Below are 21,485 nucleotides of genomic sequence, written 5' to 3'. Positions count from 1 at the left end.
CTCTTCGGCAAGGCCCTGGGCGGGCGCGAAGTCACCGTCCTCAACGACGCCGACGCCGCCGGAATTGCCGAGGACTCGTTCGGAGCGGGCAAGGACACCTCCGGCGTCGTGATCCTCTTGACCTTCGGCACCGGAATCGGATCTGCCGTGTTGCACAACGGAGTTCTGTTGCCCAACACCGAGTTCGGCCACCTCGAGGTCGACGGCAAGGAAGCCGAGCATCGAGCGGCGTCGTCGGTGAAGGAAAAAAAGGACTGGAGCTACAAGGAGTGGGCGGTCGAGGTCTCCCGAGTTCTGACCACCTTCGAGAACCTGCTGTGGCCTGATCTCTTCATCGCCGGAGGCGGAATCAGCCGCAAGCACGAGAAGTGGATTCCGCACCTGACCAACCGCACGAAGGTCGTCCCCGCCACCCTCCTCAACACCGCGGGAATCGCCGGAGCTGCGCTCGCGTCGGTCGGACTGACCAGGCCGGCCCCCGTCGCCGGATGAGAAAACCTGCACGTGAAAAGCGGAAAATCTACCTGTTACGGCCCGCCGTGACGTAAGAGTTTCCTGAGAGTCGTTACAATGGTGAAGTCCGGCTGCGCGCCGGCCAACAACCATTGACCTCTCCGCCGGATCACCACTCTGGCGTGACGCCGCACGACACCGTCACGAAAGGGCGTACGTGGCAGCCACCGATACACGTCAGACTGCTGATTCTCCATCAGAGTCAGAGCCACAATCTCCAGCCGTGGAGGCGGCCACCGTCACCGCTCCGGCAGCCAAGAAGGCTCCGGCGAAAAAGGCTCCCGCCAAGAAGGCAGCAGCAAAGAAGGCTCCGGCCAAGAAAGCTCCGGCCAAGAAGGCAGCAGCTAAGAAGGCCAGCCCCAAGAAGGCCGGCGATCCTGATGCCGAAGACGGCGATGTCGAGTTGGAAGACATCGACATCACGGACGGCGACCTTGCCGAGGTCGAGTCCGATGTCGTCGAGGTCGTAGCAGTCGGCGAAGACGAAGAGACCGCTGCAGAGCCGTCCGAGAAGGACAAGGCTTCCGGCGACTTCGTCTGGGACGAGGAAGAGTCCGAGGCTCTTCGCCAGGCACGCAAGGACGCCGAACTGACGGCGTCCGCCGACTCGGTTCGCGCTTACCTCAAGCAGATCGGCAAGGTCGCACTCCTCAACGCCGAAGAGGAAGTCGAACTGGCCAAGCGCATCGAAGCCGGCCTCTACGCCGTGCAGATCATGCAGGATCTTGCTGACAAGGGCGAGAAGTTGCCTGCAGCTCAGCGACGCGACATGAGCTGGATCTGCCGCGACGGCAACCGCGCCAAGAACCACCTCCTCGAGGCCAACCTTCGCCTGGTCGTCTCGCTGGCCAAGCGCTACACGGGCCGCGGCATGGCGTTCCTGGACCTCATCCAGGAAGGCAACCTCGGTCTGATCCGTGCAGTCGAGAAGTTCGACTACACCAAGGGTTACAAGTTCTCGACCTACGCCACGTGGTGGATCCGTCAGGCCATCACCCGCGCAATGGCCGACCAGGCTCGCACCATCCGCATCCCGGTGCACATGGTCGAGGTCATCAACAAGCTCGGCCGTATCCAGCGTGAGCTGCTCCAGGACCTGGGCCGTGAGCCCACGCCGGAAGAGCTTGCCAAGGAAATGGACATCACGCCGGAGAAGGTGCTGGAAATCCAGCAGTACGCGCGTGAGCCGATCTCTCTCGACCAGACCATCGGCGACGAGGGCGACAGCCAACTCGGTGACTTCATCGAGGACTCCGAAGCTGTTGTCGCAGTCGACGCCGTCTCGTTCACTTTGCTGCAGGATCAGCTGCAGTCGGTACTCGAGACGCTGTCCGAGCGCGAAGCCGGCGTGGTTCGCCTCCGCTTCGGCCTCACCGACGGCCAGCCGAGGACTTTAGACGAAATCGGACAGGTCTACGGCGTCACGCGTGAGCGTATCCGTCAGATCGAATCGAAGACGATGCGGCTCTTCTTCGTTTGCCGCCTCAGGCCAAGAGTGTGTCCCGGAGTTGTGCGATGTCCCCGTCGCTCAACTGCAGGCCGTCCCGGACGTAGTTGTCGAAGTTGCCGTACACCCGATCCACCGTGGCGAAAGACGTGTCCAGCCACGACTGTTCGACGCCGTCGATGAACGCACTCCCGGTGCGAGGTCCGGTGAGGTACTGGTTGCTGAGCATGTAGTCGGCGTTCACGTCGGCGCGGCTCACGCCGAGGAGGGTCAGAAGAACCGCAGTCATCCAGCCGGTACGGTCCTTGCCCGCCGAGCAGTGGTAGAGGACTGCACCCTCGGTGTTCGCGACGTTCACCAAAGCATCGTGGAATGCGCGGCTCGCCCCCGGATCGGTCGCCATCAACGCGTACATCGTGGGCATGTCCACCAGAGCCGGGAGGTTGGCGGGGTTGGTTCCGATGACGTCGAACCAGTTGGTTCGTGCCCCGTTCGGAATGCGGTCCTGCGAGAGCGTCCGTTCGACGACCGTGCGGAAGTCGTCCACCGATTCCACTCCGCGTTCGCTCAACGACGCGAGATCCGACGGCGTCAGCTTGTCGAGGGCATTCGAGCGAAACACCTTCCCCCACCGAACGGTCCGCCCCTCCTCGGTGACGTAGCCGCCGATGTCACGCGCGTTCGACGCACCCTCGAGATGCAGCGATCGGTCTGCGGCAACCTGCGCAGCTGCAGGTCCGGCTTGTTCGAGCGCGGGTATTCCCCCGGCGAGCGCCGGCACCGGACCGCACGAGAGGATCACCGCGCACAGGACTGTCGCGGCGGGACGGGCGATTCTGTTCGACATCCGGACAGAATAGGGCCGCAATCAGGACTTCGTACGAACCTTGATGTACAACGAGGCAACCGGTTCGATAACTCTTGCCGCCACTGGACCGATGACCGCCATCAGGAGCACGTAAGCCGTTGCCAATGCCGCCAGTTCGGCGTCGACCGCACCCGCGGACACCGCCAGCCCGGCGATGATGATGGAGAACTCACCGCGGGCGATCAGGGCGGCACCGGCGCGCGCTTGACCCATTCGCGCGACACCCTGACGTCTGGCCGCCCAGGCGCCGGTGATCAGCTTCGTGATCGCGGTGACGACGGCCAGGATCGCAGCCCACCCGAGGACGGGCGGAATGGAACTGGGATCGGTGTTGAGACCGAAGACCACGAAGAACATTGCAGCGAACAGATCTCGAAGGGGCTCGAGCACGCGACTGGCATTGTGCGCCGTCGACCCCGAGATCGCGATCCCGAGGAGGAACGCGCCCACAGCCGCCGACACCTGCATCGCCGAACTGATGCCGGCAACCAACAGTGCGGCACCGAGCAGCTTGAGCAGGAGCGTCTCACTATCGGGACTGTCGAGGAGCGCGGAGACGTACCGCCCGTATCGCAGGGCCACAACAAGAACCACGGTGATGACCAACAACGAGATCCCGACCGCTTCGAGCCCGCCCATGAAGCTGACGCCCGCAAGCATCGCGGTCAGAATCGGCAGATACAGCGCCATCGCCAGGTCTTCGAACACCAGAATCGACAGCACGACCGGTGTTTCGCGGTTACCGAGGCGCCCCAGGTCGCTGAGCACCTTGGCGATGATTCCCGAAGACGAGATGTAGGTGACGCCGGCCATGACCGTCGCCCCCACGACGCCCCAGCCGAGAATCAAGCCGACCACCGCGCCGGGAGTCGCGTTGAGGACGATGTCGACGATGCCCGCTACGCGTGAGCGTTTGAGACCGGTCACGAGCTCGGCCGCGGTGTATTCGAGCCCCAACAGCAACAAGAGCAGGACGATCCCGATCTCACTTGCCAGATGGGAGAACTCGCCGATGTCTCCGAGTTGGATGAAACCGCCCTGTCCGAAGCACAGGCCGCCGATCAGGTAGAACGGGATCGGCGACATCCCCACGCGAGCAGCGAGCCGTCCGAGCAGTCCGAGCGCGAAGAAGACCGCGCCGAGTTCGATCAGTGCGAGGGTGGTTGTGTCCACGCGCCAGTCAGCCGTTGGCCAAGATTTTTGCCGCTGCGGCCAAACCGTCCGGCGTTCCGACTGCTACGAGAAGATCTCCCCCGGTGAAGGTGAAGTCGGGGTTCGGGGACGGGCTGACCTGTCCGGCACGCATGACGGCGACGATGGAGACTCCGGTACGCGTGCGCATGCCGGTGTCCCCGAGGGTCTGCCCGTCGTAGCGCGAACCGTCCTTGATGTAGAGCTGTTTGGTTCGAATGCCCGGAAGGTCACGGTGCTCTTCTTCGAGCTGCGCAACGAGCTGTGGGGCACCCAGGAGATTGCTGAGCGCTGCCGCTTCCTCTGTGGTCAGAGGCAGCGAGGCAGCACACGCGTCAGGGTCGTCTGCCTTGGACACGATGAGGTCGGTATGACCGTCCCGATGGGTGACGACACCCACGCGACGACCGGAAGACAGAACAAAATCCTTGCGCGTCCCGATCCCCGGTAGTGGGGTGACTTCTACGTTCATATACCAACGGTAGCGCCGATCGGCGACCTGCATCGCGTGAGGGCCACAATCCGCCGGGAGCACTTCGCGGCGAGCGAACCGGCGACCTACCGAACCGGCGAAAACACGCCGTTCTCGTCCGGAAGATACTCGACGACAGCGGTGACGGCTGCGACCGGAATCGGGGCGTACAGATGCGGGAATCGCATCGATTCCGGGTCAGAAGGGACGCCCGGTTCGTACTTGACCTGACCACCGAGCAGGGCCGGATCGATGGTGAGAAGGACTATGTCGTCGCGGCCGGCGAAGATCCGATTCGCCGGGAGATGAACTTGCGCCGGAGTCGACATGTGAACAAATCCCTCCGCCTCGAATCCGTCGGGGATACGTTCGCCGTGCTGTTGTGCCCGCGCCCATTCCTCGCGCGTGCACATGTGGAGCAACTCGACGCTCTCGTCGACAAGTGGTTCGCGTCCCGGGTTCATCCGCCCAGAATATCGGGCTGAGGTCGGCGATTCGAATCAGCTGTCAGCGAACAATCTTCACCCGAGAATGCCTGCCCAGCGCATTTCCAGTGAGACACAACACTAAGAAACGCCTTCGGGAACAACCCGTAAACCCCAAACGTCTGTAAGAGTGGATCTACCGCGCCATTCCGACGCGGCGGACCAGGCCCCAGGCACGCGGCCCGAATGCCGCAAAGCCAGTACGGAGGAGTCATGCCCGGAACACTGACCAGCCCACAGTTGACCGCTGCCGACCGGTGCGACCGGTGCGGTGCCGGAGCACGCGTACGCGCCGTGCTTCCCACCGGCGGCGAGCTTCTCTTCTGCGGACACCACGCAACCGAACACGCGGATCGACTTCGCGAGATGAATGCCGTCGTCTCCGAAAGCGAACCCGCAATCTGACCTGTCAGCCGGGGGTGGCCTCTTCACGAGGCGCGCCATGAACGCCAGAACGGGCGATCACATTCACTGTGATCGCCCGTTCTGCCGTTCCGGGGCCGCAAGCACGCGAAGCGTACGGGACCGGTATCGGCTGCTACCAGCTGCGTAGGATCGCGATGCGCTCGGTCAGCTGATCGACAGTCGCGATGGCCGTCGGCGGGCCTCCGCACACTCGGCGAAGTTCCGCGTGAATGATGCCGTGTGGTTTGCCGGTGCGGTGAACGTTCATCGCCACCAACCCGTTCAGCTCCTTGCGGAGCGCTCCGAGCTGATCTGCCGTGGCCGCTCGATCGGATACCACTGCCGCCGTGGGTTGCGGTGTGGCGGCCTTGGCCGAGTTGGCCTCGACCTGTGTCTGCTGGCGTTGACGCAGCAATGCCCGCATCTGATCGGCGTCGAGTAGGCCTGGCAGACCGAGGTAGTCGGCTTCCTCGTCACTTCCGGCGAATGTCGCGGTACCGAAGGACGATCCGTCGTAGATCACCTGGTCGAGTTCGGCATCGGCGCCCAGGGACGTGAACGCCTTCTCCTCCTCGCCCAGCTCGTCCTTCTGCTTGTTCGCATCGGCGAGCAGGTCGTCTTCGAGGCCGTCCTTCTCACGATGCGGCTTGCCGAGTACGTGGTCACGCTGAGCCTCGAGCTGTGCAGCAAGGTCGAGAAGCACCGGCACCGACGGCAGGAAGACGCTGGCAGTTTCGCCCTTACGACGCGAACGCACGAAGCGCCCGATCGCCTGAGCGAAGTACAGCGGGGTCGACGCGCTTGTCGCGTACACACCGACCGCCAGACGGGGAACGTCGACGCCCTCGGACACCATGCGGACCGCGACCATCCATTTCTGGTCGCTCGCACCGAATTCGGCGATTCGCTTGGACGCGGTGGGGTCGTCGGACAGCACGACGGCCGGCTGTTCGCCGGTGATGGCTGTCAAGGCCTTCGCGTACTCGCGGGCCACTGTCTGGTCCGTCGCGATGACAAGTCCGCCGGCATCGGGCATACCCGTACTGCGCAGCTGCGCCAAACGGGTGTCTGCTGCTTGCAGCACGGCAGGAATCCAGTCGCCGGCAGGGTCCAAGGCCGTACGCCATGCCCGAGTCGTCTGCTCGGCGCTCAGCGGCTCGCCGAGCCGAGCGGTGAATTCCTCGCCGGCGTTGTTTCGCCACCGTGCCTCGCCCGAGTAGGCGAGAAACACGACGGGGCGAACCACGCCGTCCTTGAGGGCATCCGAGTATCCGTAGGAGTGATCGGCTTTCGAGCGGAGCAGACCTTCCTTGTCCGGCTCGTACTCGACAAAAGGAATGGCACTGTCGTCACTGCGGAACGGAGTTCCGGTCAGTGCGAGACGCCTGGTCGCGTCGCCGAACGCCTCACGAATGGCGTCGCCCCAGCTCTTGGCGTCGCCGCCGTGGTGGATCTCGTCGAGGATGACCAGCGTCTTGCGGCCCTCGGTGCGCACACGGTGCTTCGACGGGTGCGAGGCAACCTGGGCGTAGGTCAGCACGACGCCGTGATAGTCACTCGACGTCTGGCCGGTCGAGTTGGAGAACCGCGAGTCCAATGCCAGGCCGGATCGCTGAGCGGACTCCGCCCACTGGTGCTTGAGGTGCTCGGTCGGCGCCACGACGGTTATCTGGTCGACCGTCCGGTCACGGAGCAATTCCGAAGCTACCCGCAGAGCGAAGGTGGTCTTACCTGCTCCCGGCGTTGCGACCGCCAGAAAGTCACGCGGACTGCTGGAAAGGTACTTGGTCAGTGCACGGCGCTGCCATGCACGAAGGGAACCGGTAGGGGCGCCAGGTTGGGTTCCCGCGGATTGAGCTCCGGCGGGTTCGGGCGAATTGCCGAACTCGGCTGCCACGGTCTCAGACGTCATAGGCCGCGCCTCCACTGGAATCGCACTGTTGTCTCGCGCTCCTCGAATTTTCATCAATGTCCGGCGACGAGCCTAGCCGCCGCCACCGACGAAAGCCGCACTCGAAGCGCGTACTCATGGCCGTTCTCACTCCGGCCGGCGAGGTTTCGCTGCTCTCGCATCCTGCCGACCTGCACGCGAATTGTCTCAGAAATGTGCGACACGTCGGCGCCATGGTTGGGCAACCGGGTGTGTCGTCAGGGATGCTGGAGACATCATGAGTGAAGCGCGAGGCGAGAAGTCGAGCGGAAGTGATCTGCACCACCGCAGATGGCATCCGCTACGCCGCACCGGGCAGTTGATCGGTCGCACACTGAGCAAGGCCTGGGACGATTCCATCTTCGGAAAGGCGGCTACGGCCGCGTTCTGGCAAACGCTGTCACTGGCTCCCCTGCTGCTGGGCCTTCTCGGAATGATCGGCTACATCGGTGGGTGGTTCGGACCCAACACCGTCGAGATCATCGAATCCAAGATCGTCACGTTCAGCGGAACGATCTTCAGCGAAAGCGTCGTCGACCAGATCATCCGCCCGACGGTGACGGACGTCCTTCAGCGCGGACGACCGGAGATCATCTCGGTGGGCTTCCTGCTCTCCCTGTGGGCGGGATCATCGGCGATCAGTACGTTCGTCGACTCGATCGTGGAAGCACATGGTCAGCAGGATGCGCGCAATCCCATCTGGCAGCGCATCTTCGCCCTGCTGCTCTACGTGATGTTCCTGGTGATGGCGGTATTCATCCTGCCGCTGGTAGCTCTCGGGCCGACGCTCGTCGGGCGAGCACTGCCGGCCTCCTGGTACGTGGTCGGCTCGAATCTGGTCGACACGTTCTACTACCCCGCTGTCGGTCTGCTGGTGATCATCGGCCTCACGACGCTCTACAAAGTCGCTCTACCGAAGTCGCTGCCGTGGCATCGGCTGCTCGCGGGCGCGCTGGTCGCCGGTGTGTTCTTCATGGCCGCCAGTACCGGATTGCGCTGGTACCTGGGATTTGTCACCAGCACCGGCTACACGTACGGCGCACTGGCAACGCCGATCGCCTTTCTGCTCTTCACGTTCTTCCTCGGTTTTGCCGTCGTCCTCGGCGCCGAGTTCAACGCGACGGTTCAGGAGTTCTGGCCGGCTCGTGCCACTCGGATGGAGCAGATGCGAGAGTGGCTTGCGGCTCAGAACACCGACGACGAGACCGGTCCGGTCACCAACCTGACCTGGCACCTGGCCACCAGCCCGATCCGCATCTCGGGCGACAAAGCGGATCCGGCCACGGTCCCCTCGTACGGGCGGCCCCGCAGCAGACAAACAGAGTCGCGCCAGAACTCGTGCGCCGACCAAGATCCCTGCGATGAACCGCAGGCAGACGCGAAGAGCCCGGCGGCCGACTGCGTCGAGGCTGTCGATCCGCCGAGCTCCGGAAGTACTCCCGCGCGCGTGACCCGAGGTCAGTCGCCCTTGCGGAGCCCTTCGTAAATCTTCTTGCAGTCCGGGCACACCGGTGATCCCGGCTTGGCGGACTTCGTCACGGGAAACACCTCGCCGCACAGCGCGACGACATGGGTTCCCATGACGGCGCTCTCGGCGATCTTGTTCTTCTTCACGTAGTGGAAGAACTTCGGGGTGTCGTCGTCGGTCGTTTCGTCGGTGGAGACGTCGGGACGTTCCTTGGTTTGAGTGCTCACCCCTCCAATAATGCCGTCTCCGTCACAGCGGTGCGACCCACGGGTCGTGTGCAATTGTCGGCCGAGAGTGGAACAGTGGAGTCATGGCACGAAATGGCGCGTTCGGCAGGTCCGACGAGGCCGGGACTCCCGATAATCCCGTACTGATCACCGAAGCGCAGAAGTCCGTCGAAGAACAGCACAAAGCCCGAGTGCGCAAGTACATGATCATCATGTCCTTCCGGTTCCCGGCGTTGATCCTCGCGGCGATCGCGTACGGCATCTGGGCCAACGCCTGGATCTCGATGCTCATCATCGGTGCATCCATTCCGCTTCCCTGGATCGCCGTCCTGATCGCCAACGACCGACCACCGCGCACCAAGGACGAACCGAGCCGATACGACGGACGAAAGAAGACCGCAGGCGAGATCGAATCCGCGACGCACCACACCATCGAAGGCTGACAAGTTCCGCCTGCGAGAATGACGGGGTGAGAAGCGAAACGCTCCTGTCCATCACCCCTGCGCTGCGTGAGGCTCTGCTTCGCAATCGATTCGACACGGGAACCATGCTCGAGGCATTGGGTCCCGAAGTTCACGCCGCTCTCGGCCGAAGTGAGCCGGTGCCCGTGCGCCGCGCCACCCGAGAACTCGGGGACCTGGGCGTTCTCATCAGACTGTTCCTTCTCGCCGATGATTGCCCAGCAGGCGACGTCGCCGCGGCGTTGACTCCGCTGACAATTGCGCAGTGCGTCGACGCCGGCCTGCTCGAAGGTGAAAACTTCGACAGTGAGAATCCGCTCGTGCGGGCCGCGGTCGATCTTCGCCCCATAGACGTCGGCGACGGCGACCGTTGGGTGATCTCGGATCTCGACGGCGGAATCCGTCCCAAGAAGGCCACGGCCGATCACGTGCTGGGCGTCGGACATGCGTCACTGTCCTTGCTGCAGGCCACGCCCACCGCGAAGGTCGGCAGCGTGCTCGACCTCGGTACGGGATGCGGCATCCAAGCCCTGCACGCGAACACATACGCCGATTCGGTCACCGCAACCGACATCAATCAACGCGCCGTCGACCTCACGGCCGCAACCATGGCGCTCAACGGACTGGACGTCGAACTGCTTCAGGGGTCCTGGTTCGAACCCGTCGAGGGTCGAACCTTCGACCAGGTGGTCGCCAATCCCCCGTTTGTCGTCGGCGAGGCACGCGTCCATCACACCTACCGCGATTCCGGCCTCGATCTCGACGGTGCGAGCGAATTGATGATCTCGCGCTCGATCGACTATCTGAACCCCGGCGGCACGGCAGCACTGTTGGCCTCGTGGGTGCACATCGAAGGACACGACTGGCGTTCGCGGATCGCGTCGTGGCTGCCGGCGCACGGCGTCGACGCCTGGGTGGTGCAGCGCGACGTGGCGGACCCAGCTCTGTACGTCGGCACGTGGCTCAAGGACGGCGGGCAGGATCCGCGAGATCCGGAATCGGCATCGAGAGCAAACGCCTGGCTGGATCACCTCGAAGAAGCCGATGTCGAGGGCGTCGGCTTCGGTTTCGTGTTCCTTCGCCGCACCGACTCCCCCACCGACCTGATGGCCGAGGACCTCATGCACGGCTTCTCGGACCCGCTCGGGGCCGAGGCGCTCGCTTACTTCGACCGTCTTGCCTGGTTGCGTGAACACGACGTCCTCGAGGAGCGATTCGTCCTCGATCCGGACACGGCTCTCGAACGCGTCTACCTCCCCGGCGACGAGGGATGGCAGCAAGTGGTCACGCGTGTGCACCGCGGCAACGGACCGCACTGGCAGCATGAGATCGACGAGCTCGGTGCTGCGCTGCTGGCCGGGCTCCGAGCGGACGGACTGGTGGTCGACGAACTGGTCGAACTTCTTGCCGCGGCGAACGGCGAAGACCCGGACCAGCTACGTGAGGCCGTCGTCACATTGCTGGTCTCGCTTGTCCGGCACGGGTTGGTGCTTCCCGTCACGAACTGAGTTCCCGGTGAGTTGCAGATTTTTGTGTTCTCAGCAACTTCTCAGGACGACTGGGAAATAACTGCAGGTCACGGCGTTCTAGCGGAAATCGGCGCGGGAACTTTCCCGGAACTCTCACACGTTGAACTGTGTGAGAGACCGCCGATAGGGAGGCAAGTCATGACAAGCCCCAGCACCACTACTCGCATTCGTCCGAGCGCCGCAGATCTGGACGCCCAGAGCCCGGCCGCAGACCTGGTCCGCGTCTACCTGAACGGGATCGGTCGTACTGCACTGCTGACAGCAGCAGACGAGGTCGAACTGGCGAAGCGAATCGAAGCGGGGCTGTACGCCAGCCACGTCCTTGCCACGGGAAAGCGCCTGACAGTCGCTAAGAAGAGGGATCTCGCAACGATCGTTCGCGAGGGACAGTCGGCGCGTAGCCACCTCCTGGAAGCGAACCTGCGACTCGTCGTGTCGCTGGCCAAGCGCTACACCGGCCGCGGAATGCCGCTCCTCGATCTCATTCAAGAAGGCAACCTCGGACTCATCCGTGCCATGGAGAAGTTCGACTACGCCAAGGGCTTCAAGTTCTCGACGTACGCCACCTGGTGGATCCGTCAGGCGATCACCCGCGGAATGGCTGATCAGAGCCGCACCATCCGGCTCCCAGTCCACCTCGTGGAGCAGGTCAACAAGCTCGCCCGCATCAAGCGTGAACTGCACCAGCAGCTCGGGCGCGAAGCGACGGACGACGAGTTGGCCGAAGAGTCGGGCATCCCGGCGCACAAGATCGCGGACCTGCTCGACCACAGTCGCGACCCGGTAAGCCTGGACATGCCAGTCGGCAACGACGAAGAAGCTCCCTTGGGCGACTTCATCGAAGATTCCGAGGCGACTTCGGCGGAGAACGCCGTCATCGCCGGTCTGCTGCACAGCGATGTGCGCAGCGTGCTCGGGACGCTCGACGAGCGCGAGCAGCAGGTCATCCGACTTCGCTACGGTCTCGACGACGGCCAGCCTCGCACACTCGATCAGATCGGCAAGCTCTTCGGCCTCTCGCGTGAGCGGGTTCGTCAGATCGAGCGTGAGGTCATGGGCAAGCTCCGCGTCGGCGATCGCGCCGAGAAACTGCGGTCCTACGCCAGCTGATCAAACAACACAGCACGTGCGTCAGCGCGCCCCCCCACTCGCGCTGACGCACCGCACAAAGCACCGGCCACCGCTTATTCCCTCCCCCTCGGGAATGTGCGGTGGCCGGTGTTGTTCGCTGTGTCTACCGCAGACGCCTGGGCCCCAGGTCGATTGCGCTCGGCTCGGGCCCGATGCGTACTCGCGAATCGGTGATCTCCGCGCCGGTAGCCGAAGCAAGTACCGGCTCACAGGCCAGTTCGCGGACTTCCGGAATGTCGTCGGCCAGCGCCGAGATCCGCTGGACCAGATCGACCAAGGCACCCTTGTTGACCGGAACGGCATTTCGATATCCGGAGAGCAGCGGCGCTGCCTTGGGTGCGTCGATCAACTCCGTAGCAGCGTCTTCCGTGAGCGGCAGTACGCGATAGGCACGGTCCCCGAGGAGATCGGAGATCACACCGGCGAGACCGAACGAGATCAGCGAACCGAACGACGGGTCGTCTTGGACACCAACCACACACCCGATGCCCTTGGTTGCCATTTTCTGCACGTGCAGCAGCGGTTCACCCGACGCGGCCGCAAGATCTCGGTAAGCGAGGCGCACCGATTCAGGTCCACTCAGATCCAGCCTGACGCCGCCCAGATCCGGTCGGTGGCGCCACATTTCGCCGGTTGCCTTGACCGCGACCGGGTAGCCGACAGCATCCGCTGCCTCTACAGCTTCGTCTTCGCTCAGGACCGAACGGAATTCGACGACTGCAACCCCGTAGCACTCGAGAAGAGCTGCTGCTTCGACGTCCGAAAGCCAACGGCCAGGCGAGTTTTCAAGCCAGGCGGCCACCATCTTCTGGGCTCGTTCGGAGTCGATTCCCGCGGGGCGAACAACCTTCGACGCAGGCTTGCTGCGCCACTCCGCGTAACGCCAGGCCCTCGCCAACGCCAGTGCGGCGCGCTCCGGCCCCGGGTAGGACGGCACCGAACCGCGGGTCGGGTTTCCGACTTCGTCGCGGACCGCCAGGACGTCCGGCACACCCTCGGCTGCGAGGAACGTCGTGAGAATCGGCTTGTCCGAGCCGGCGACGGCGTCTTTGAGTGCTTTCGCGAACGGCTCGACCGGAATGGCAACCGGGGGAACGAAGACGGCGATGACGGCATCGACGTCGAACGACGCCAACGCGTCGCGCACCGCAGCGGCGAACAGTTCCGGACTCGCCTGGGCACCAAGGTCGACCGGGTCGCTGACCTGCAAACCTTCACTGCGGGCGGCGTCCGCGGCAAGGACACCGAGCGCGGTCGAGTTGCCGATGACAGCAAGCCGTGGACCGGCCGGCAACGGCTGGTATCCGAAGAGCAAGGCACAGTCGAACAATTGTGAAATGGAGCCGACCTGGATGACGCCCGCCTGTTCGAAGAGGGCGCGGACGATGGAATCGTCGATCTCGACTCCGGTGGCGGCGAGAACCGGCGGAACCGCGTGCCGACCGCTCTTGACCGCGACGATCGGCTTCTTCCGCGCAACTCGGCGGGCGATCCGGGAGAACTTTCGTGGGTTGCCGAAGCTCTCCAGGTAGAGAAGGACCACTTCGGTGGACTGGTCGGAATCCCAGTACTGCAGAAGGTCGTTGCCCGAGACGTCCGCACGGTTGCCGGCAGAAACGAAGGCGGACAACCCGATTCGGCTGCGCGCAGCTTCGTCGAGAATGGCGATACCGAGCGCGCCGGACTGACAGAAGAAGCCCACGTTGCCTGCCACCGGCAAGACCGGCGCGAGAGTCGCATTCAACGAGATCGCGGGGTCGTTGTTCGCCACTCCCAGTGCATTCGGACCGATGAGGCGCATTCCGTGAGCGCGTGCTGCATGGACCAGTTTGCGTTCGGACGAGCGTCCGTCCGGACCGCTCTCGCTGAAGCCCGACGAGACCACCACCAGCGCTTTGACGCCCTTGTCGAGGCAGTCGTCGAGTACCGAATTGATCGATTCTGCAGGCACAGCCACGACGGCGAGATCGACGTCGTCAGGAATGTCGCGAACAGTTGGGTACGCCCGCACCCCGTGAACCGAACGATGCTCCGCGTTGACGGGGTAGACCGGTCCGGTGAATCCGCCGCGCAGCAGGTTGGTCAACACCGCGTTACCCACCTTGGCGGGGTCCGCTGATGCGCCGATCACTGCCACCGATCGTGGACTCAGCACGTTTCCCATGCTGCGGGCCTCAGCTGCCCGCTCACGCGAATTACGTACTGAAACAAGCGCTTCCGTCGGGTCGATCGCGAATTCGAGGCGCAGCACGCCACCGTCGAACGAGCGGCTCACCTGATACCCCGCCTCACGGAACACCGTCACCATGTTGCGGTTCTCGGACAGGACCTCGGCGACGAACATCGTCAGGCCGTTCTCGGCCGCTGCTGCTGCCAGGTATTCGAGCAGGATCGGGCCGAGGCCGCGCCCCTGGTGTGCGTCGGCGACGACGAAGGCGACCTCGGCAGACTTTCCGTCACCGACGTCGAGGAGTCGCTCGTAGCGACCCACCGCGATGATCTCGTCGCCGAGCATCATCACGAAGGCGACGCGGTTGTGGTGGTCGACCGTCGTGAAATTCTTCACGTCGCGCGCCGACATCGTGGGGTACGGGCCGAAGTAGCGCAGGTACCGAGTGCGCTCGGAGAGTTTGCCGTGGAATTCGACGAGCTTGTCCGCGTCCTCGGGAACGATGGGTCGCAACGCCACCGCGCCGCCGTCGGAGGCGAGAACATCGACTACCCACGAATGGGGATAGGTGTGAGCCGGGTCGGTCTTCGGCGCCTGGTCGCTCGCGCCGCCGGCATCGGTATCGGACTGTTCAGTCACGGGGATCCTCCGGGTCGAGTCCGAGTAGCGGGAACGAAGCGCGGCGTGTGGCGATGATCGCCGAGTCGATTCGGGTGAGTGCACGATCTACCGAGGCGACACCTGTCTCCGGTGTACCACCCGGGCCGTCCCACGGGGTGTATGCGACATCTCCGCCGTCGCCCATGGTCGGCGGGAGGTCGACGCTCGGCGCTCGCAGCTTCGTCGATTCCTTCCACTCGTCAGGCACAGCTGTGTCGACGTCGACCTCGCGATCGAGCGCGGCAGCGATCAGGTGAGTCCATGCCCTCGGCACGACGCGAACCAGTCCGTATCCGCCGCCGCCGACTGCCAGCCACCGGCCCTCGGAGTAGCGGTCGGCGAGATCGCGCATTGCCAGGAACGCTGCTCGCTGGCCGTCGACGGTCAGAGCGAGGTCCGCGAGCGGGTCCTCGCGGTGCGAGTCGACTCCGCACTGGCTGATGATGATCTGCGGGCGGAAGGCTGCAATGGCTCCCGGGACGACGGCGTGAAATGCGCGCAGCCACAACGCGTCGACGGTCCCGGGAAGCACCGGGATGTTCACTGCAGTGCCTTCAGCGGCCCCGTCGCCGACCTCGCTCGACCATCCGGTGTTCGGCCACAAGGTTGCCGGGTGCTGATGCAGCGAGACCGTGAGCACCCGGGGGTCCCCGAGGAACGCATGTTGCACTCCGTCGCCGTGATGAGCGTCGACGTCGATGTAGGCGATACGGTCGTAGCCGTTGTCGAGCAGCCACGAAATCGCCACAGCCGCATCGTTGTAGACGCAGAATCCCGAAGCCCAATCCGCCATCGCGTGGTGCATGCCGCCGCCGATGCTGACCGCGCGACGCGTACGTCCCGAAGCGATTTCCTGCGCTGCGGCCAGCGAGCCGCCGGCGAGGATCGCACTTGCTTCGTGCATGTGCGGGAAGACCGGGTTGTCCTCGGTACCGAGCCCGTGGGGAACATCCTGGCCGCTCACACCGTTGTTCGCAGAGTTACCCGCGTCTTTGACCGCTGCAAGATATGCCGGTGTGTGGATTCTGAGGAGGTCGGCATCGGACGCGGCGCTCGGTTCGAGAAATTCGATGCCCTCGAGAAGTCCGAGGCTTCGCGAGAGTGCCATCGTGAGATCGAGGCGAGTGGGATTCATCGGGTGATCGGCGCTCCACCGATAGCTCAGGTACTCCGGACTCCACACCACGACTCGATTCGCTCGAGACGCCGCGGGGTCCCCGTCAGATCTGATCGACGCGGTCATGGGATCACGCTACTTCCTTCTCGTTTCGTGCCGCACACCACACTCGTGGCCCGCTTCGGAGACCGAGATCGAGTGACACGAATCCAATTCGGACACGCGCTGGACTCGCCGCAGTGGAGGCGGCACCGGAACCACGAACTGAACGGTAGAATGATCAACTGACGAAGGGGTTGAGTGTGAAGGATCTAGTCGACACCACGGAGATGTATCTCCGGACGATCTACGACTTGGAAGAAGAGGGCGTAGTCCCACTCCGGGCGCGGATCGCCGAACGGCTCGAACAGAGCGGACCCACCGTCAGCCAGACAGTTGCGCGTATGGAGCGCGACGGCTTGCTGATGGTCGCCGGCGATCGACATCTGGAACTCACCGACAAGGGTCGCGATCTCGCGATCTCTGTCATGCGTAAGCACCGGTTGGCAGAGCGCCTACTGGTGGACGTCATCGGTCTCAAATGGGAAGACGTACATGCCGAGGCATGCCGTTGGGAGCACGTGATGAGCGAGGAGGTCGAGCGTCGGCTCGTCGTCGTTCTGAACAACCCCACGACGTCGCCATACGGCAACCCGATTCCGGGCTTGGACCAGTTGGGACTCGACGGCCCGGTTGCCACCACCGAAACGTTGGTGCGCCTGACCGATATTCCGCACGGCGCACAGACAGCTGTGGTCGTTCGGCGACTCGCCGAGCACGTGCAGTCCGATCCCGAGGTGATCGCGCAGCTGCGTGACGCCGGCGTCGTTCCCGACGCCAGGGTGACGGTCGAAACCCGTCCGGGCTCGGTGACCATCATCGTGCCGGGCCACAGCGGGTTCGACCTGTCCGAAGAAATGGCTCACGCCGTTCAGGTCAAGCAGGTCTGAGGAACTAGATGAAACTCCTGGTCACCGGCGGCGCCGGTTACGTCGGCAGTGTGTGCAGCACTGTGTTGCTCGAGCGTGGACACGAAGTTGTCGTCATCGACGACCTCTCCACCGGAAATGCCGACGCGGTGCCTGCCGGTGCCGAGTTCATCGAAGGCGATGTGGGGGCGCTGGCCGCCGACATCCTCGGCAATGCGGGTTCACCGGTTTTCGACGGCGTACTTCACTTCGCTGCGCAGTCGCTGGTCGGCGAATCCGTGCTGCACCCCGAAAAGTACTGGCGCGGAAACGTCGTCACGACCATCGAGCTGCTCGAGGCGATTCGTGTCTCCGGCACTCCCCGGCTCGTGTTCTCTTCCACCGCCGCAACGTACGGCGAGCCGGAGCAGTCCCCCATCGTGGAAACCGCTCCGACCCGCCCTACGAATCCGTACGGCGCGACCAAGCTCGCGATCGATCATGCGATCACCTCGTACTCGATCGCCCACGGCCTCGGCGCGACCAGCTTGCGCTACTTCAACGTCGCGGGTGCGTACAAGTCCGCCGGCGAGAACCGGGTGATCGAAACCCACCTGATTCCGCTCGTCCTTCAGGTCGCACTCGAGCAGCGAGACAAGATCTCGGTATTCGGAACCGACTGGCCCACGCCGGACGGCACCGCGGTACGCGACTACATACACGTGCTTGACCTCGCCGAAGCGCATCTGCTGGCGCTCGAATCCTCGGTTCCCGGCGAGCACCGCATCTACAACCTCGGAAGTGGTGCCGGCTTCAGCGTGCGCGAGGTGATCGCTGCCTGTGCGCGGGTCACCGGCCTGCCGATCAACGTCGAAGACGCGTCACGACGGCTGGGTGATCCGGCCGTACTGATCGCATCGAGCGACAAGGCGATTGCCGAGTTGGGTTGGACGCCCACGCGTACCGATCTCGACGTCATAGTCGCCGATGCATGGCAGTTCCTCCAGGATCTGGGCGACCGCTCACACGCTGCTCGCTAGCTTCCGCTCGGCAGTGCCGGCGGCAAGCCGGTAATTCCGAGCGATTCCCCGATGGACAATCCGACGGCCGCAAGGTCACGGATCCCATCGGGGTGCACACCGGATTGCAGCGATAAATCCAGCAATCCGGCCAAGGTGTGTTCCGAATCGGCCGACAGTGCGGCAGACAGCGCAACACCTGCCAGGGTCCCGTCGCCGCGCACGTATGCAAAGAACCCGAGAAGTGTTGCCGGCCAAGCTCGTTCGGGAGACGGTACTTCATGGGTGAGCACGAGCCACAATTGCTCGGCATGTGCGGCAACCGACGTGATCGCCAGACCCAACACCACGTCGCGGACGTGAACGTCCGTCAAAGCGACCACCAGATCGGCGCATTCCTGCGGGTCAGGGCAGTAAGTGCCTGCCTCCACACGGCGGACTTGTTCCAACACCAGATCGACCCGGCGCTGAACTGCGGCATCACGGCCTGATCCCCCTCTGTACTCACTCGATTCTCGGCGGCTCGCGATCAGTTGGCCAATCGCGTCGTGATTGCGAGCGGCACCGTGTACCCACCGGACCAGTTCCTCGCGCGAACGGCGAATGACCCTCCCGCCCAACACTTGCGCCGCCGCGACCGACGAAGATGCCGGGTCTGGCAGGGTGCCGCGGTGAATCGAACTCGTGGCACTCGTCCACGGCTGGCCAGATTCTATTGCGGCCGTGCACAATACGTCAGCCAGCTCGACGCAGGTTCCGCCGAGCATGTCTTCGAATACCTCGGCCAGCTCGATGGTTTCGTCGATGAGAGTTTCAGCTGTCGAGCAATTGGTGATCACCACGAGAACGACCGCACGCGCTCCTTCCCCGTCACACACGGCGGCGAACTGGCGCAGCGCCGCGCTCATCTGCCTCGCAGGCTTTCCCTTGACGCTGGGAAAGTAGTCGTGTCGCATTACCGGGCCGAGCGTCGAGGCGGAGGCGCCCATCAGAGACAGCGCAACGACGGAGTTGGACGGATGGAATCCCAGGAGGGCGGGTATTGCCGCGATCAATTCGCCTGGATCGGAAACACGTTCAACGCGTCCGAAAAGGGCCAGGTCGTCGTCGGAGAATTCGAATTCTCCTGGAAGAGGTGATGTGGTCATGCACAGACCCTCGCCGATCGCCCCGATGCCGCCATCCGCTCGACCAGGGAAAACAGCGACGTCGAATTCGTCTGTGGATTATCGAGTCAGTTGGGGACGAATTATCGCGCCGCACCGAAAAGGTCCGCTCTGTGTCGGACCCGTGTGCTGCGAAATCACTTGCCTGCTTTGACCTTCTGTACGGCTGCGGTGAACGCTTGATCCAGAGGTGCCGTCGAGGGCGTCGCAGAACCGAACGTCATCAGTGTTGTTGCTACCCGTACGTCGCCGACCTGCGCGATCAATGTCAGCATCGTCTGATCGCCGGCTGCGGCTTTGGGGGACACGACGGTGCGGCGAAGTGACATCGTCTTGTCGGCATCGATCGGCGACGGCGGAAGAATTTCCGTCGTCACTGTAGTGGTGACGCCGTTCGCAGTGACCGTCATGGACGGGCACTGGCGCGTTTGCGCTTCCAACTCGTCCAGTGGCGCGTCGACCTTCGTGAGTTCGACCGAAATCGTTGCCCTCGTCGCATTGTCGGTCCCGACCGCCATCACGGTCCCGTTCGGACCGTAATCCTGTTCCGGTGGCTCACATTCGGATGGATCGACGGTGGCACCGCGTGGGACGCCGACTAGATCCGGCGCTGCCATGGGAACGGCCTGCGGGGGCAGCACAACAGCGCCGAAGGGCTCGGGAAATTCCTCGGGAGTCAGCAGCAGTTCGGACAACGGTGCCGCCGTTTTCGGAGAGGTGGATTTCGGCGTCGAGGATTTGGGTGCAGTCGTCGTACTCGGCGCCGCTGAGCCGCTGTCGGTCGCACCGGCAGTCGCCGGCGCGGAGTCCGGAACGGGTGCACCTTGGACCGACCCGGAGCAGCCCGCGAGTAGTGCAACGGCGGCCACCGCAGCAAGGGAGCATGCGGCCACTCGCCTGGACGATCGTGGACACACCCGCATGTAAGCCTCCGCACTCGACCTCGACCGATCCCGACAATCGACCAATGCATTTCGGACAAATCGGCCGTGCCGACCTTGTCTTCCACTCTGCCATGTCCGAAGCCGCGCACCCGACATCTAGCGAACGCCCAGGCCAAGTGTCGAAAGATACCGCTCGGCTTCGCTCTCGGCGAACGTCCGTCTCGTCGGATCGGGAATGATCGGTCACCGACTCGGTGTTCTTACCGATGAACGTCTGATCCAGTGCTGTCGGGCACCTGACTCCGATGCTGTCGAGCGTGCGCCGATAGTGGACACTTGAGATCAAGACCGAAGAGCGAAGGGGACTGCGATGGACGAACAGTCGAGGATGTACGAGCTGGAATTTCCGGCACCCCAGTTGGCGGCTGCCGAYGGCCAGGGACCGATCCTGATTCACGGACTCGAGGGTTACTCCGACGCCGGTCACGCCGTGAAGTTGGCGACGACGCATCTGCGGGAAAGCCTGGAAACCGAGCTTGTCGCGTCGTTTGCTGTCGACGAGCTGATCGACTACCGCTCACGTCGACCAACGATGACGTTCAAGGCCGATCATTTCTCCGATTACGACGCTCCGGCGCTCAATCTGTACGCACTGCGCGATACGGCCGGCACGCCGTTCCTGCTGCTCGCAGGGATGGAACCGGACCTCAAGTGGGAGCGGTTCACCACGGCCGTTCGTCTGTTGTCCGAACAGCTGGGAGTGCGTCGAACCATCGGGCTCAACGCGATTCCGATGGCAATCCCGCACACCCGACCGCTGGGTGTGACAGCACATTCGACCAACAAGGACCTGATCCAGGACCATCAGCGTTGGTCAGGTGAACTGCAGGTTCCCGGCAGCGCATCGTCACTCCTCGAGCTTCGTATGTCTCAGCACGGGCACGAGGCGATGGGCTTTTCGGTGCATGTCCCCCACTACCTCGCGCAAACGGACTACCCGGGCGCCGCAGAAACTTTGCTCGAAAACGTTTCCGAGGTTTCGGATCTGGAATTGCCCTTGGTTGCACTGGGTGAGGCCGCGGCGCGCGTTCGGGAACAGGTTAACGAGCACATAGCCGGGAACGAAGAAGTTCAGACTGTAGTCCACGCTTTGGAGCGTCAATACGACACTTTTGTCGCCGCTCAGGAACAACAGTCGTCCCTTCTGGCCGGCGAGGCCGACCTTCCCAGCGGTGACGAGATCGGCGCAGAGTTCGAAAAGTTCCTGGCCGAACAGGCAGGAAATGACGACTTCGGCTCAGCTGGAGACCTCGATCGAGGCGACAACTGACGAAAATGTGACGGGCGGGGCGCATAATTCGACATTGTGCGCATTCCGCAACCCCTCCGTTACCT

19 protein-coding genes and 1 pseudogene are annotated in these 21,485 nt (G+C 63.7%); 10 read left to right on the top strand and 10 right to left on the bottom strand.

Features of this window, described 5'->3' with window-relative positions:
• Together ppgK and AC1DWA_RS28815 are read left to right on the top strand one after the other, a co-directional pair.
• The coding region (gene ppgK / locus AC1DWA_RS28820; protein WP_477917370.1) for a polyphosphate--glucose phosphotransferase at nt 1-492 on the top strand (492 nt) is incomplete at its 5' end.
• 112 nt (nt 493-604) lie between these two features.
• Nucleotides 605-1,975 (top strand): annotated as a pseudogene (locus AC1DWA_RS28815) (RNA polymerase sigma factor); the annotation flags it as partial.
• Nucleotides 1,976-1,997: 22 nt separating this feature from the next.
• Here the strand turns inward: AC1DWA_RS28815 and AC1DWA_RS28810 are convergent.
• The 4 genes from AC1DWA_RS28810 to AC1DWA_RS28795 all read right to left on the bottom strand — a co-directional run bounded on the left by AC1DWA_RS28810 (nt 1,998) and on the right by AC1DWA_RS28795 (nt 4,955).
• Complete coding sequence (locus AC1DWA_RS28810) at nt 1,998-2,807, bottom strand: tyrosine-protein phosphatase (protein ID WP_047888402.1); 810 nt, start codon at nt 2,805-2,807, stop codon at nt 1,998-2,000.
• A 21-nt stretch (nt 2,808-2,828) separates the two neighbouring features.
• The gene (locus AC1DWA_RS28805) at nt 2,829-4,001 is read right to left on the bottom strand and encodes a cation:proton antiporter (protein ID WP_003943778.1); all 1,173 of its coding nucleotides are present in this window, start codon (nt 3,999-4,001) and stop codon (nt 2,829-2,831) included.
• Between the two features lie 7 nt (nt 4,002-4,008).
• Nucleotides 4,009-4,491, bottom strand: a complete 483-nt coding sequence (locus AC1DWA_RS28800; protein WP_021344116.1) for a cation:proton antiporter regulatory subunit — start codon at nt 4,489-4,491, stop codon at nt 4,009-4,011.
• 86 nt (nt 4,492-4,577) lie between these two features.
• Complete coding sequence (locus AC1DWA_RS28795) at nt 4,578-4,955, bottom strand: DUF952 domain-containing protein (RefSeq protein ID WP_477847773.1); 378 nt, start codon at nt 4,953-4,955, stop codon at nt 4,578-4,580.
• Nucleotides 4,956-5,189: 234 nt separating this feature from the next.
• Between AC1DWA_RS28795 and AC1DWA_RS28790 the strand changes: the two genes are divergently transcribed.
• Nucleotides 5,190-5,381 (top strand): DUF7455 domain-containing protein, encoded by a 192-nt coding sequence (locus AC1DWA_RS28790; protein WP_003942643.1) that lies wholly within the window; start codon nt 5,190-5,192, stop codon nt 5,379-5,381.
• 133 nt (nt 5,382-5,514) lie between these two features.
• On the opposite strand, the gene AC1DWA_RS28785 is transcribed toward AC1DWA_RS28790, so the two are convergent.
• Nucleotides 5,515-7,293, bottom strand: coding sequence for a DEAD/DEAH box helicase (locus AC1DWA_RS28785; protein WP_477847772.1), 1,779 nt, complete (start codon nt 7,291-7,293; stop codon nt 5,515-5,517).
• A 256-nt stretch (nt 7,294-7,549) separates the two neighbouring features.
• Between AC1DWA_RS28785 and AC1DWA_RS28780 the strand changes: the two genes are divergently transcribed.
• Nucleotides 7,550-8,797: a YihY/virulence factor BrkB family protein gene (locus AC1DWA_RS28780; RefSeq protein ID WP_020907556.1), complete on the top strand. Its 1,248-nt coding sequence runs from the start codon at nt 7,550-7,552 to the stop codon at nt 8,795-8,797.
• Here the strand turns inward: AC1DWA_RS28780 and AC1DWA_RS28775 are convergent.
• Entirely contained in the window at nt 8,770-9,006 is a 237-nt protein-coding gene (locus tag AC1DWA_RS28775) for a DUF3039 domain-containing protein (protein WP_003942602.1), read from the bottom strand. The genes AC1DWA_RS28780 and AC1DWA_RS28775 overlap by 28 nt on opposite strands.
• A gap of 83 nt (nt 9,007-9,089) precedes the next feature.
• Between AC1DWA_RS28775 and AC1DWA_RS28770 the strand changes: the two genes are divergently transcribed.
• The 3 genes from AC1DWA_RS28770 (at nt 9,090) to AC1DWA_RS28760 (ending at nt 12,106) form a co-directional block, all read left to right on the top strand.
• Nucleotides 9,090-9,449 carry a DUF3099 domain-containing protein gene (locus AC1DWA_RS28770; protein WP_019748237.1) on the top strand — a complete coding sequence of 120 codons (360 nt, stop codon included), beginning with the start codon at nt 9,090-9,092 and terminating at the stop codon, nt 9,447-9,449.
• Nucleotides 9,450-9,475: 26 nt separating this feature from the next.
• Nucleotides 9,476-10,975 (top strand): DUF7782 domain-containing protein, encoded by a 1,500-nt coding sequence (locus AC1DWA_RS28765; protein WP_029255257.1) that lies wholly within the window; start codon nt 9,476-9,478, stop codon nt 10,973-10,975.
• A 159-nt stretch (nt 10,976-11,134) separates the two neighbouring features.
• Entirely contained in the window at nt 11,135-12,106 is a 972-nt protein-coding gene (locus tag AC1DWA_RS28760; RefSeq protein ID WP_003942639.1) for a sigma-70 family RNA polymerase sigma factor, read from the top strand.
• Between the two features lie 124 nt (nt 12,107-12,230).
• On the opposite strand, the gene AC1DWA_RS28755 is transcribed toward AC1DWA_RS28760, so the two are convergent.
• Both AC1DWA_RS28755 and AC1DWA_RS28750 read right to left on the bottom strand, forming a co-directional pair.
• Nucleotides 12,231-14,936: a bifunctional acetate--CoA ligase family protein/GNAT family N-acetyltransferase gene (locus AC1DWA_RS28755; RefSeq protein WP_020969494.1), complete on the bottom strand. Its 2,706-nt coding sequence runs from the start codon at nt 14,934-14,936 to the stop codon at nt 12,231-12,233.
• Nucleotides 14,929-16,200 carry an acetoin utilization protein AcuC gene (locus tag AC1DWA_RS28750; RefSeq protein WP_019748234.1) on the bottom strand — a complete coding sequence of 424 codons (1,272 nt, stop codon included), beginning with the start codon at nt 16,198-16,200 and terminating at the stop codon, nt 14,929-14,931. Before AC1DWA_RS28750 ends, AC1DWA_RS28755 begins: the two co-directional genes overlap by 8 nt.
• 176 nt (nt 16,201-16,376) lie before the next feature.
• Here AC1DWA_RS28750 and AC1DWA_RS28745 point away from each other — a divergent pair, with 176 nt between their 5' ends.
• Both AC1DWA_RS28745 and galE read left to right on the top strand, forming a co-directional pair.
• A complete protein-coding gene (locus AC1DWA_RS28745; RefSeq protein ID WP_003942150.1) occupies nt 16,377-17,063 on the top strand; it encodes an iron-dependent transcriptional repressor DtxR in 687 nt (228 codons plus the stop codon).
• 8 nt (nt 17,064-17,071) lie between these two features.
• Nucleotides 17,072-18,061: a UDP-glucose 4-epimerase GalE gene (gene galE, locus AC1DWA_RS28740; protein WP_019748233.1), complete on the top strand. Its 990-nt coding sequence runs from the start codon at nt 17,072-17,074 to the stop codon at nt 18,059-18,061.
• On the opposite strand, the gene AC1DWA_RS28735 is transcribed toward galE, so the two are convergent.
• Both AC1DWA_RS28735 and AC1DWA_RS28730 read right to left on the bottom strand, forming a co-directional pair.
• Nucleotides 18,058-19,188 (bottom strand): DUF4192 domain-containing protein, encoded by a 1,131-nt coding sequence (locus tag AC1DWA_RS28735; protein WP_477847770.1) that lies wholly within the window; start codon nt 19,186-19,188, stop codon nt 18,058-18,060. The two genes, galE and AC1DWA_RS28735, sit on opposite strands and share 4 nt — an antisense overlap.
• A gap of 155 nt (nt 19,189-19,343) precedes the next feature.
• Entirely contained in the window at nt 19,344-20,099 is a 756-nt protein-coding gene (locus tag AC1DWA_RS28730) for a sensor domain-containing protein (RefSeq protein WP_029255254.1), read from the bottom strand.
• A 361-nt stretch (nt 20,100-20,460) separates the two neighbouring features.
• Between AC1DWA_RS28730 and AC1DWA_RS28725 the strand changes: the two genes are divergently transcribed.
• Complete coding sequence (locus AC1DWA_RS28725) at nt 20,461-21,420, top strand: proteasome assembly chaperone family protein (RefSeq protein WP_003942198.1); 960 nt, start codon at nt 20,461-20,463, stop codon at nt 21,418-21,420.
• The last annotated feature ends 65 nt before the right edge of the window (nt 21,421-21,485 follow it).

It is taken from the genome of Rhodococcus sp. P4_F3_2 (assembly GCF_056401335.1).
This window is presented reverse-complemented; position numbering and strand designations above follow the sequence as displayed.